The 12,938-nt window shown below is 33.9% G+C and carries 13 protein-coding genes and 1 pseudogene; 5 read left to right on the top strand and 9 right to left on the bottom strand.

Annotation, left to right across the window (positions count from 1 at the left end; genetic code table 11):
• Window positions 1-6 precede the first annotated feature (6 nt).
• Window positions 7-969: a DUF979 domain-containing protein gene (locus tag NST21_RS04155; protein WP_340887868.1), complete on the top strand. Its 963-nt coding sequence runs from the start codon at window positions 7-9 to the stop codon at window positions 967-969.
• A gap of 11 nt (window positions 970-980) precedes the next feature.
• On the top strand, window positions 981-1,628 hold the full coding sequence (gene pcp, locus NST21_RS04150; protein ID WP_340887866.1) for a pyroglutamyl-peptidase I: 648 nt from the start codon (window positions 981-983) through the stop codon (window positions 1,626-1,628).
• Between the two features lie 552 nt (window positions 1,629-2,180).
• On the opposite strand, the gene NST21_RS04145 is transcribed toward pcp, so the two are convergent.
• The 3 genes from NST21_RS04145 to NST21_RS04135 all read right to left on the bottom strand — a co-directional run bounded on the left by NST21_RS04145 (window position 2,181) and on the right by NST21_RS04135 (window position 6,045).
• Entirely contained in the window at window positions 2,181-3,437 is a 1,257-nt protein-coding gene (locus tag NST21_RS04145) for a glutathionylspermidine synthase family protein (RefSeq protein ID WP_340887865.1), read from the bottom strand.
• A 36-nt stretch (window positions 3,438-3,473) separates the two neighbouring features.
• Window positions 3,474-3,785 (bottom strand): hypothetical protein, encoded by a 312-nt coding sequence (locus NST21_RS04140; protein WP_340887864.1) that lies wholly within the window; start codon window positions 3,783-3,785, stop codon window positions 3,474-3,476.
• A 1,387-nt stretch (window positions 3,786-5,172) separates the two neighbouring features.
• The gene (locus NST21_RS04135; RefSeq protein ID WP_340887863.1) at window positions 5,173-6,045 is read right to left on the bottom strand and encodes a LysR family transcriptional regulator; all 873 of its coding nucleotides are present in this window, start codon (window positions 6,043-6,045) and stop codon (window positions 5,173-5,175) included.
• Window positions 6,046-6,155: 110 nt separating this feature from the next.
• Between NST21_RS04135 and NST21_RS04130 the strand changes: the two genes are divergently transcribed.
• Window positions 6,156-7,028 (top strand): DMT family transporter, encoded by an 873-nt coding sequence (locus tag NST21_RS04130; RefSeq protein ID WP_340887862.1) that lies wholly within the window; start codon window positions 6,156-6,158, stop codon window positions 7,026-7,028.
• 283 nt (window positions 7,029-7,311) lie between these two features.
• Window positions 7,312-7,419 (top strand): annotated as a pseudogene (locus NST21_RS04125) (IS1595 family transposase); the annotation flags it as partial.
• Window positions 7,420-7,455: 36 nt separating this feature from the next.
• On the opposite strand, the gene NST21_RS04120 reads toward NST21_RS04125, so the two are convergent.
• The 4 genes from NST21_RS04120 to NST21_RS04105 all read right to left on the bottom strand — a co-directional run bounded on the left by NST21_RS04120 (window position 7,456) and on the right by NST21_RS04105 (window position 9,724).
• On the bottom strand, window positions 7,456-7,692 hold the full coding sequence (locus tag NST21_RS04120) for a hypothetical protein (RefSeq protein ID WP_056523398.1): 237 nt from the start codon (window positions 7,690-7,692) through the stop codon (window positions 7,456-7,458).
• Between the two features lie 256 nt (window positions 7,693-7,948).
• Window positions 7,949-8,560, bottom strand: a complete 612-nt coding sequence (locus NST21_RS04115) for a hypothetical protein (RefSeq protein ID WP_340887861.1) — start codon at window positions 8,558-8,560, stop codon at window positions 7,949-7,951.
• A gap of 43 nt (window positions 8,561-8,603) precedes the next feature.
• Window positions 8,604-8,921 (bottom strand): hypothetical protein, encoded by a 318-nt coding sequence (locus tag NST21_RS04110; RefSeq protein WP_340887859.1) that lies wholly within the window; start codon window positions 8,919-8,921, stop codon window positions 8,604-8,606.
• 257 nt (window positions 8,922-9,178) lie between these two features.
• The gene (locus tag NST21_RS04105) at window positions 9,179-9,724 is read right to left on the bottom strand and encodes a helix-turn-helix domain-containing protein (RefSeq protein ID WP_056529909.1); all 546 of its coding nucleotides are present in this window, start codon (window positions 9,722-9,724) and stop codon (window positions 9,179-9,181) included.
• Window positions 9,725-9,875: 151 nt separating this feature from the next.
• Here NST21_RS04105 and NST21_RS04100 point away from each other — a divergent pair, with 151 nt between their 5' ends.
• On the top strand, window positions 9,876-11,237 hold the full coding sequence (locus NST21_RS04100) for a D-serine ammonia-lyase (RefSeq protein WP_340887856.1): 1,362 nt from the start codon (window positions 9,876-9,878) through the stop codon (window positions 11,235-11,237).
• 416 nt (window positions 11,238-11,653) lie between these two features.
• Here the strand turns inward: NST21_RS04100 and NST21_RS04095 are convergent, their stop codons facing one another.
• On the bottom strand, window positions 11,654-12,208 hold the full coding sequence (locus NST21_RS04095) for a hypothetical protein (protein ID WP_340887854.1): 555 nt from the start codon (window positions 12,206-12,208) through the stop codon (window positions 11,654-11,656).
• Window positions 12,209-12,313: 105 nt separating this feature from the next.
• Window positions 12,314-12,682 carry a GNAT family N-acetyltransferase gene (locus NST21_RS04090; protein WP_340887853.1) on the bottom strand — a complete coding sequence of 123 codons (369 nt, stop codon included), beginning with the start codon at window positions 12,680-12,682 and terminating at the stop codon, window positions 12,314-12,316.
• Window positions 12,683-12,938: the final 256 nt, after the last annotated feature.

Below are 12,938 nucleotides of genomic sequence, written 5' to 3'. Positions count from 1 at the left end.
TCTATTATGATATTCTCAGTTGAAATGATTTACGTATTGATGGGCATCATTGTTCTAGGCTGCTCCCTATTTATTTTCACTGATCGGACGAACAGCCGCCGGTTGACTACGGGAAGCTTTTACTTGATTTATTCAATTACATTAATGTTCGGCCAAATTATTCCGCCATTTTACATTGGGCTTATGGTTATTATTATGGTTTTAATCATTGCAGGTGGCGGGTTAAAGAAAAGCGAACATGTTGAAGAAAGCATTACTGTAAAGGAAGAGCGAAGAAAACGGCTTGGCGGCCGTCTTTTCCTACCCGCCATCTTGATTCCTATTTTAACCTTAGCTGGTTCTAAGCTGCTAGACGGTGTTAAAATTGGCGGAAAGGCTTTGCTGGATCCATCTAATGTAACGATGGTTGCTTTAGGTCTGGCGTGTTTGACTGCCATTATTTTTGCGATGGTGATGACACGCGGAACACCTACAGGAGCTGTGAAAGAATCACGTCGCCTGCTAGAATCTATTGGTTGGGCTGTATTGCTGCCACAGCTACTTGCAACATTGGGAACCATTTACACAAATGCAGGGGTTGGTACAGTCGTTTCCAAAGCTGTGACAGCAATCATTCCCGAAGGTTCGCTATTTTGGGTTGTGGTCATTTTCTGTCTCGGCATGGCTATATTCACTATGATCATGGGGAACGCCTTTGCTGCCTTCCCAGTTATGGCTGCAGGTATCGCCATTCCTTTTCTGATTAACCAATTTGACGCTAATCCAAATCATATAGCTGCCATATCTATGTTTGCGGGTTATTGTGGAACATTAATGACGCCAATGGCTGCCAACTTTAATATTGTGCCGGCAGCCTTGCTGGACTTGAAAGATAAAAACCATGTCATAAAAGTTCAAGTTCCAACAGCCTTGGCAGTATTAGCTTTCAATATCGTACTTATGTACTTACTTGTTTCATTAGGAGTATAGGAGGGATCTTCATGAAGCAAAAAGTGTTATTAACCGGGTTTGAGCCCTTTGGCGGAGAAAGAGTAAACCCTTCCTGGGAAGCAGTAAAACAGTTACATGGAGAAGTTATTGATGATGTGACTCTAGTTGCTGAACAAATCCCAACTGTATTCGGGAAATCAGTTGCAGTAATGGAGCAGCTTATCCAGCAGCATAATCCTGACATCGTTATCTGTGTAGGACAAGCCGGGGGTCGGCTTCACATCACCCCTGAACGGGTAGCAATCAATATGGATGATGCTAGAATCCCAGACAATCAGGGAAACCAGCCTATTGATGAGCCTATTGCAGACAAAGGGCCAGTAGCCTATTGGTCTACGATCCCAATCAAAAGAATTGTCGAAAACATGAAGGAAAGCAACATTCCTGCATCGGTATCCCATACCGCCGGAACATTTGTATGCAACCATATCTTCTATGGATTAATGGACTATATCACCCGAACCTCATCAAACATCCGGGGTGGATTTATCCATATTCCTTTCATTCCGGAGCAAACCATTAATAAAGAAGCGCCTAGCTTAAGCCTTGAGACAATTGTTAAGGGCATAAAAATAGCTGCTGTCACAGCTGTTAAATATGAATCGGATATTCATACAGTAGGCGGGACGACCCATTAATTGTACCATTTTTTTAAAATTTGACCGATTTACTTGTTTTGGTTATAATTCATGATTGGCCTCATGTTTATGATGAAAGTGTCCTTTTCGCTTGCGAGCTTGGGACACTTTCATCATATCAAGAGGTCTTTTTGTGCTCAAATCTCTTTTTCATTCATTACAATAATCCCCATAATAAAAGGAGCTGCTGATCAGCTTCTGATAATGAAGTAAAGCACCTGTTAGTTCATTACTGTTTTTTCCATAACCCACCTGAACAGGGAGTAAAGCCACAAGTTTCATAAAATAATACTTATGACCATTTTTCATCATCATCAATCCACTGATTACTCTTTAAATTAAATGATTCGTCCTCATCGTGAAAAACAAAGTATGAAGGCAAGTGTAATGCTTGTCCACCTGCTTTTTCCCAACATTCCCCAAACCCCTTCTATTCTTTTTTTATGTGTTTACGGTTCACTAAAAAGGAATTACTTAGAATTCTTTGTCTTTATTTTCTTGATATGCGATCTTCTGCGAAAAGTGTGTCTATGATTTTCTCAGTGACACTACCTACCATTTCTCAATGGCCACTGGACAAAACATAGAAAGGTTGCCGGTTATTTTTTCTCCTACACGAAGGAATAAGCCACTAGCTTCTCCACCAATTAAGAAAGACCCTACAAGCATTTTTCCAGTATATTCTCCGTCCCAAGTATTTACCGTTTTAGTTGGCATCTCAACATATTGTTGATATACCTTTTGCCATTCTGCGTAATAATCTTCTTCATCTTTCTCTACTAACTTAGAAAAGTTGTCAAAAATCTCAACACTTCCGCCTTCGCGTCCGTAAATTGGCTTTGCTACATATGCTTTATTCTCAAAAGGAAAACCACTTTTTAAATAAGTAGGTAAGAAGTATCGACGGATGCTTTCTCGTTCTTCAAAGCTGAAGATCCCGCTGTCATCTCGTAGCGTCCATATCAGAGCTAAAACCGCTTTAGACTGCATAAGAAAGGATCCGGGCGGATTTATTAATTTTACTTTACCATCAGCAATATGTTGCAAAAAAGAAAGGCCAATTTCATTTCCTGTAGAATCTTTATCATCAACTAAATATTCAAGCGGATAAAGTCGATATAAGAAGTTAATCTTATCTCCTTCTTGGTCGAACAGCCCCTCATCCGATACGATAATATCTTCAATAGCTATAAATTTAGTTTTATGTAGACAACTCTTATTTAAATTGAATAAAACAGTTTCACGATCTTCATCGTGCCAACCGTAGGAAGTAAAATGAACGGTGTCATTATCTGTTATATTATATTCTTTGCTAATCATTGCCCAAGTTCTTTTGATATTTTCTTCAAGTTTATTTGGAGATACAAATTCATATTCTTCACAAATGATTTGATTAACAATAGATGATTCTATATATCCTGTAGGTGTATCACAATTCACTTCAATTAGCTTGATTTCATCTCCATTAACAATGAAATCCATTCTAGTAAAGTAGCTAAATAAATCACTAGGAACATTGGCAGCATCCCAGGTTTGAACAGGCAATCCTAGTTCAGACTTCCAGACGTTACTTTCTTGAGAACCGTCCAACAGTTTGTGATACATCTTGTTGTATACGTTCCCTATTTTTTTGGTAGCAATATTAATGCTATCTATTTCTCTTTGAGAATATGTATGTATACCATAAGACATATATTGGTGCCAATCTTCATCTTCTTCTAAACTTCCCCAGGTAAAGCCTTTCTCGACCATTTTGTCGTTTAATTCAATCCACTTTAAAAGATATTGTGCTTCATTCTTATTATCCATATTAGTCTCTCCTTAGATGCTTTTTGAAATTTCAATTTAACTACTTGCCCCGCCTTTTCCGCTTCCAATACCAGTGGAACCTTTACTAGCTTTGCTAGAACCACTGACGACACCATTTTTAGTTGTTTTAGAACCGGTTACCGGAGGAACAACTGTATGACTGTTGGAATTTGTATTGGTATTAGAGCTAGAACCTGAACCTGAACTTGAATCATTTTGTTCTTCGTCTTCTTTGTACTTTTCATCACTTTTATTAACAGACGGAGTAGATCCGCAACCTACTAAAACAGAGCTAGTTAACCCTAAAGAGGCTATTAAAGAAGCTAATTTTCTCTTATTCATTTTCATTAAATAATTCACCATATTTTCATTTGTATTTTTTATAAAAAATTTTAATTCTTTCTTAAACTAATTTATATTACATATTTTTTTTATTATTTTCCGAGAATCAGAGAGAAAGCGGATTAAGTATTTAAATGCTGATAAAATGACTTTTGATTTTTTATTATGGCTCTGTTAAACATTGTTTATTGAACAAAAAAAAAGACAACTCTGTGGTCTTGTACGACATAATGAACTAACACACCTTTAGTTCTATAAGATTCAAAATGAATTTTAGTTAAGGTTAAATAAAAAAATAGTTACAAAGAGCACTAATACTGTCCATATAAATGATGATTTAATCTTTTTCGCATTTGAAATTGTATTCTTTTTTATTTTATTTATTAAGGTTACAACTAAAATGTTTATTAAAAATAGAAAATAATAGATGGTTATGAATAAAATCCACCTACTACTCTGAATTACTTCACTGAGGGGACTTATAAAAAACGCACTAATAAATACAACTATTGATATAACCAATAGGAAAGATACTATTATGTGCATTTTTTTCCAAATAGGATACAATAAAAAAGTATTACTTTTCTTAGATTAAAAAAACATAAGTAAGCTAAATAAACCAATAACAGCAATAATAAATAATAGTGTCATTAACATCTGTACTGTATTTACAGTGTTTGATGGATTTGACGTTGCCATATCTTTCTTAAAATAATCGGTTATAAATGCGAGAATTCCTAAAATTATTACTATAATCCCTTGGAGAAACGTCCACCGTGAAAACATCAATACATACACACCCTCTCTCTATATTCTACGGATAGAAAGCCCCAATAGTTTCATAATTTTTCCTTATTGAACTAACCTGCCCCTATAGTTGCATAAAGAAAAAGCAATATTAGAAATTATTAATCTTAAATGTAACAGCTAGTTGAAATTCAAGCCAACGGAACCAATAGAGGTAGTGAGCAATTTTAAGGTTAGAAATCCCTCTTTTCTTGTCTTTCTCACCCCTTTTTGTGCAGCGATAATAAAGTTGTTTAATTTTTATTCTAGAAATGCAGTAACCTTCTATCACATTGTTTGATAGAAGGTTATTAAAACTGTTTGAAATTTATGTTTTTTCTTTCATACTTTGATTTTTTTTAGGGATAATATAGTTATTTAATTTCGCAAAGCGAATAGTTCATCATCGCTCCCATACTAACAAACCGAATATCGAAATTTCGTTATTTCTAATATTAAAAAAAAGGAAAAAAACACACTTTTGTATTTGATTAGCTAGCACTGTACTATATATTACTTGTAATATTCCTATTCGTTTCCTTAATAGCTCATCTTTTAATCACTCTTTTGCAACTTGTGAAATAGCATTTTATTAGAATTATCTTTCTTAAATAACTGATTCCGTTCCTTTCGCTACAATAAAGTCAATGAAATATCGACTTGTAATCGGTAAAATACTTTTCTCTTTATAAGCTATACTAATAGTCCGCATTACTTGTGGTTCAATCGATTTTGTCACAATATTATATTGTAAACGTTCTAATATTAATGAAGGTAAAATTGAGAGACCTAGTCCCTGCTCAATCATTGACATAATGGCATAATCATCTTGTACACGATATTCGATTTTCGGTTCAAATTGGTGTCGATGAAATACATTAAGAGGTTCACTAACAGCTCCTTCATCTAATAAGATATAAGGCTCCTCTAATAATTCCTGTAATAGTACTTTATCACGCATTTCCAAATGATGATTTGGTGGTAAACACGCAAGCATTTCATCTTGTTGAATAGGAATCATTTCGAGTTGTGTCACTGCATCTGGATTCACAAAGCCAAAATCTACTACCCCTTCTTTAATTAAATTTTCAATATCCGTATAATCACCTAAATGAATTTCAAATCGGACATTAGGATACAGTAATTTAAATTCCTTCATCCATTGTGGTAACCAGTGACATGCCACACTCGAAAATGTTCCAATTCGAATAGTCCCTCGTTCTAACCCTTGCATTTCCTTTTTCTTTTCATGTAATTCTCTAATTGCATTACAAATACTTCTAATAAACGGTAAATATTGCTCTCCATCTGGTGTCAGTGTTACTCCTGTCCGTGAACGAATGATAAGCTGCGTTTCCAAGTCAGCTTCTACTGTATGAACAAGCTGACTGACAGCTGATTGCGTATAACCAAGTTGTTTTGCTGCACTTGTAAAACTACCCGTTTCAAGTACCGCAAGAAGTGCGAAATATGCATTCATGTTAATCACCTCTATATTAGTAAATCTAATAGTTTTATTAAAAACATTCGTTTCCCTAATAACAAAAGGGATGCTACGATTATACCACTTATATAGAGAGGGAGATTAACATGACACAAAAACAAGCTAATATTCTATTAGTCTTCGTTACAATGGGATGGGGTTCATCTTATATATTTACGAAGTTCAGTATAGGTGAAGTGCAGCCATTTATGCTTGTTGCATTTCGATTTATTATTGCATTCATTGTAATGGCTCTATTGTTTTTTCAAAAAATACGTCACGTGCATCGGCAAACGATCCAAGCGAGTGCGGTTTTAGGTACTATATTATGTGGTGTGTTTGCTACATTTGGCTTTGCAATGCAAACTACCAGTGCCTCAACAGCTGGCTTTTTAATTACGACAACTGTTATTTTTGTTCCTTTGATTATGGTTGTAATTAAAAGGAAATTGCCAGTACGCAAAGTTATGTTGGGCACTCTAATTACGTTCACAGGACTCACTTTGCTTTCATTGAAAGATTCATTCACTTTTGAAATCGGGATAATTTATTGTTTATTAACAGCCTTCTTATATGCCATCCATATTGTAGCAAATAATTATTTTGCACGAACTGTTGATGCCTTTCAGCTTGGAATTTTTCAGCTTGGGTTTACGGGGATACTGGGGCTAATTGCATCATTACTTTTTGAGCCATTTTCATGGCCAATAGGTGCTGTTAGTTGGGCAGCCATTGTCAGTTTAGCAATCATTTGCTCTGCTTTTGGATTTGTCGTTCAATCAATAGCGCAAAACTACACAACACCTGAAAATACTGGCTTTATCTTTTCCTTAGAACCAATTACCGCTGCAATTTTTGCCTTTCTATTCCTTGGTGAAAAGATGGTCATGCAAGAATATATTGGTGCAACGATAATTTTAATTGGTATTTTTGTTGCCAATCATACTCCGAAGAAAAGGATAGAATATGGTATGAATTGAACGTCGTAAATATATAAAAGATAGTTGAATACGGTTAGTAAACTTATTCTGTGCTAAAAATAAAGTAACCTTCAATCAGATTTTTAGATAGAAGGTTATTAATTGTGCTTCTGTTCATGATTTTCTTTTATTTTGTCCTTTGTTTAACTAACTGAATATCGAAACATTCTTACTTTATTAGTTTTTAAACGACTTTATTGTAAATTAAACAACTTTATTGTCATTCTACACGTTTTTTAGCTTTTCTATGGGCGATTTCATGACCTTTTAAAGACTCAAAAAGGTTGAATTAGGCAAGGGTTTGGCGTTTGATAAACGTGTAGAACAAATGCTTATTTCAGCGTGTCAAAAATCAAATTATACAACCGTTGAAATGTTGAGAACTGCATAACAAAAGACCTCAGTTGAGAGGTCCATTAAAAGACATTTAAAATTGAACTTTTCTTTGTTTGAAAAGAGAGAGCGACGAAAATAACAATAAGACAATCCCAATAATTAAATACCCTCTCTGACCTTCATATGAAATCATTAAAATAAGTTCCCACACATTTGATGGACCAGAATTAGGACCATCGCTGTATGGATAAGCCAACATAAAAGGCAGTATTCCGATAATTGTCACGATCGTCCCTAAGACAAGTAATAAAACTGAAATTTTTTTCATATATATACCTCCTATCCTATCTCTTTGGTTTATTTTATCATAATATTTAAATGTACTTACTTTTATTTCCATAAAACCGAAAGTTCAATATTTAACATAAAACAACAATCTTTTAGAAAACAGCCTTAATTAATAATGTTTACTCAACTAACGGTTGCCTTAGTGTTTCTTATTAAACTAAACTGCCCCGATAGTTGCATAAAGAAAAATCCGCCTTAAAGACAGCTCCGATCTTCAGCTAAAGCACCCGTTTGTTCTATAAGGTTTTTACCTTTTTCCTTAGTTTTTCAATTTCTTCAATTATTAATTTTGGATATTCTTTAGGCGATGTGTTCTTTGTATTTTTTTCCTTAAACACCTTGTAATCATTCAATATATTCCAAAAGTGTGTTGCTCCATCTAAAATGGCCTCCAAGAATTCTCTTTTAGGTAATATAGCTTGTGCAAACACCTTAACAGGTTCCCAATCCCCCACAATAGAAAGTTCCAATAAATTGCTGTTTATTGAGATTAACTTCATAAGATATGGATCGATACCATAAGGTATTTCAACGTTCTCACCGTTTAAATATTGCTCTATACCAACTATATAATCACTCCATAAATCTAACCCACTAGGAATATCATTTCCTACAACAATTTGATCATTATACTGAATCTTTATATGCATTTGAATATGCTCCGGAGTAAATTTTCGATGTTCAAAAATTTCTCTTATTTTTAAAGAATCATCTAAGGATATATAACTCTCTTCACCATCACTAGTTTTAACTAGAAATGTACTTATTTTAAACATCATTAAACTCCAATCTTTAATAAATTTTATAGCTATACTAACAAGTAGTTGAATAAGAAAAAGAGCTGCCAAAGCAACTCCCTTATTGAATTAAAACACCTGTTAGTTGATGAGATTATTTAAAAATAAATTCAGACAAAAAAGTTACGAAAATAAAAGCTGAAATCAAAGTCACCCAGCTTACTTTATTTGTTACCTGTTTCTGAAGGAATTTGATTTTAGATACAATAGAAAGAACACCAAAAAGTACTGCAAATATACATACTGATTTAAGCCAAAAAGAAATACCAATTATATCTAGATACGGAGGAAGGAAAGTTAGTACAATAAAAATCGAACTACCATTCGCTACATTTTCCCATTTTTTACCTTGTCCACCACCATTAATTTTCCTATTTCTATCAATTATCAATATTTTCTTCGCACGATCCACCCTATTACCTTCCAAGTCTTGGAGCTTTTTGATTATCTCAAAATCTCAAAATATATGTATCGGTAGTTCGTTCCTTATGGAACTATCCTGCCCCGTTAGTTTAAGTACTATATTTCACAATCTTATCTATATACATGAATATACAGTTTTCTGTGTTGATCAATTATCTGGCCCTATAATGGAAATAAGCGCTGTTCCTTGTTACAGAAAAGCGCCCGATTGTGGAAGAAGAACATTATATTTAACATTTTTCTACATTAAAACACAGGTGGGGTAACTGAAAATAATACAACTGCATTTTGACTAAAATTATTTTCCCATTTATGTTTCAAATTTGCTGGTATTTTCACACTATCACCAGCTTCTAATAGATATTCTTCTTCACCTAAATACACCTTTATTTTTCCTTCCAAAATAAATGCTACTTCCTCTCCTCTATGTTCTAGAAGATTTTCTGACGAAGAAGTATTCGAAGGAACTTTCATAATCGCTGTTGCTAAATTACCCGTAAAATTAGGTGACAATAACTCATAAGACAAATTATCAATGATCATTTTCTTACGATTACTAGACCTAACGATTAAATCCTCCGTAATTGTTTCTTCAAGTAAAAAACTAAAAGTTGGAACATTCAGGGTTTTAGCTAAGACCTTTAGGGTTTGAATAGAAGGATTCGCCAAACCTCGTTCAATTTGGCTTAACATTGAAGGTGTAATTTCAGCTAATTTTGCTAACTCTCTACTACTCAATCCTTTAGCTTTTCTATATTTTTCAACTTTCTTACCAATATCTATATTTTCCATAATCGATACTCCTTAACAAAATGTTAAATTTAATTTAAACAAATCAAATTTAAATTAACATAAAGATAATTGTATGTTAAACTGTATTAAAATTTATTTAATTATAATTTATAACACGACTCGTTACAAGAAAATTAGGAGGATCAAACAAATGAAAGAGATTGAAAGCAAAGAAATACAAACATGGAAAGACCAATATCCTTTACTAAACAATCTCATTTCGATGGATGAAGTATTTTGGCTCAATCCAAATGTCGAAAAATTTCAAACAGGCATTAAAAAATCCCCCCTTACTCAAGCAGATGTAAGAGATGCAGATGAAAGGTTGAAACGTTTTGCTCCATATATCGCCAAGGTTTTCCCTGAAACAAAAGGAACGAATGGTATCATAGAATCTCCTTTAGTGAGAATTCCTGCCATGAAACAATCCTTAGAACAGGATTATCAACAACCTATATTAGGAGAATTATTACTAAAATGTGATAGTCACCTTCCTATATCAGGATCTATTAAAGCAAGAGGCGGGATTTATGAAATTCTCAAACATGCAGAAGAATTAGCTTTTCAACATCAATTGTTAACGATCCAAGATGATTATTCGATTTTTGATAGTGATAGGTTTCGAACCTTTTTCTCACAATATTCAATCGCAGTAGGCTCGACTGGAAATTTAGGACTTAGTATTGGCATCATCAGTGCAAAGTTAGGTTTTAATGTTTCTGTTCATATGTCAGCTGATGCAAAACAGTGGAAAAAAGACTTGCTTAGAAGCAAAAATGTCAAAGTTATTGAATATAAAGCTGATTATAGTAAAGCTGTAGAGGAAGGTCGAATCCAAGCAGATAGTGACCCAACATGTTATTTTGTGGATGATGAAAATTCTCACGACCTATTTTTAGGATATGCAGTGGCTGCATCTCGATTGAAGAAACAATTAGAAGAGCTAGAGATAATAATAGATGAAAATCATCCTTTGTTTGTTTACCTTCCATGTGGAGTAGGTGGAGGTCCTGGAGGCGTAGCTTTTGGTTTGAAATTATTGTATCAAGACCATGTTCACTGTTTCTTTGCAGAACCTACCCACTCACCGTGTATGTTACTCGGTTTAATGACTGGACTTCATGATAATGTTTCTGTACTTGATGTTGGTATCGATAATGTAACAGACGCGGATGGACTTGCTGTAGGAAAACCATCTGGGTTTGTGGGTAAAACTATGGAACCTTTTTTAAGTGGTAATTATACGGTTAGCGATGAACAGTTGTATAAGTTGCTAAAAGAGCTAGTCGATACAGAGGGGATCCATTTAGAACCTTCTGCACTAGCAGGCATGATAGGACCAAGTAAATTATGTAAAGAGGGCATCGATTATTTACAGAAGCATAGTTTAACGGAAAAGATGAGTAGGGGTACACATATTATTTGGGGGACTGGTGGAAGCATGGTTCCTGAAGAGATGATGACACAATATTATCAAAAAGGGTTGAAATTATCGTTAGAGAAACAGAAGTAATTTAACAAGGGGTAGTTTAACCCCTTGTTTTTATATTTGAAATTTCAGTTCTTGTTAAACTAACCTCCCGATAGTATAAGTACAAACCCTCACAAACTCTTCTAAACTTTGATTTAGATATCAAATTTTCTATGAAGGTGTTGTTCCACAATCTGGCCCGATTGTGGAACAACAAAATCCTGCATATCGATACATGACTTTTGATCAAACTTTATTTAAATTATCAATCTTTTTTATAAATCATCGAACTTTTTTACAAATTATCAAACTTTATTTTAAATCTACAGTAGGCTTTTTTTATTTTTCTTGCTTATTAGCTAACTGTTTTTATATAACTTTGAATATAATTGTTTATTTTTGTGTTTGTTCATGAACTAACGCACCTGTTAGTTCTATAAGCTCTAAATAACCTTTTATTAAAGTCCACCATCTAAACCGTCAATTTTTACCCCTCTACTCCAATCACGATCGATTTTCAATTCATTATTTGTCGTGGATATGGTTAGTTCTCCTTCTTTCTCATAAATTTTAGATGAGTTCTCGTCATAAACTTTAAATTTCATTGTATATAAGTAATCTATTGTGCCATCATTATTTTTGCCTTGTTCTTCAAGTTTCACATCTTGTACTTCAATACTTTTATTAATTTGTTTGGATACCAATTCTGGTATTTGAAATTTACGGTTAGCGATTTCTGCATTATATTGTTCTTCTGTTAAATATACTTTAATATTTTCTGCGATTTCATCAAAAGTTGGGGGATTAGATGAATCTTTAATGGTATATAGTTCTGTACTATAACCTTTAAAAAATTTTTCTGCATCTTCTACATTGACCACTTTTCCCTCTTTAATAGGCTTCCCCTCTTGTTCCTCACCGTTTTCTTTGACCACATCCTTGTTACAAGCAACTACACCAATAAACAATATAAACAAAAACAATAAACTAAAAATTTTCTTTATGATAGCCACCTCATTTCCTTCAAATGTTCCTACACTCAACATCTTCTATACAAATTGTGCATTATCCTTGTTCAACTAATCGGCCCCGTTAGTTGCATAACGAACTCTTATTTTTCATTCCCATTCCTCAGCCAGTTTTGCGTAAATAATATGGTCTACATAATGATCATATAGCCGTTCTGCTTGTCTTAATCTTCCTTCTTCTATAAAGCCCTGCCGTTCAGCAAGTGCTCGACTTCTTTTGTTCTCAACAGCTATGCTAACCTCAATTCGATTTAGCCCAAGTTCTCTAAATCCGTAATCAATAAATGTCTTAAATACTTTTGTCATTATGCCATTCCCCTGAAAACCTTCTCCAAGCCAGTAGCCGATGCTCCCAATCTTACTTGCCTTGTTTATGTCATTAAATCCGATAGTTCCTGCTATTTCACCTCTATAAATGATAGCAACTGACTTTGGATACCCTCCAGTTTCTAAACCCATATGGAGATGGATTTGCCTCGAAGCGAATAGTCAAAATTCTTTTAGAGAAATTGAGTGCTGATAAAAATAAGATGATAAATTGCCCAACCCTCTCATCCTAATTTTTATCATTTATTAAACAGCTTCATCGTTAGAAAGAACGAAAAATAAAAAAAGAAGCCTAACACTCTTTAAGAGATTGTTAGGCTTTTCCTAATTCTTCTTATAACTTAAATTTTAAAATGATTCACTTCCATTTTAAGACTCTCGGCCAAGG

It is taken from the genome of Peribacillus sp. FSL K6-1552 (genome assembly GCF_038005205.1).
In the GTDB taxonomy this organism is placed as follows: domain Bacteria; phylum Bacillota; class Bacilli; order Bacillales; family DSM-1321; genus Peribacillus; species Peribacillus butanolivorans.
This window is presented reverse-complemented; position numbering and strand designations above follow the sequence as displayed.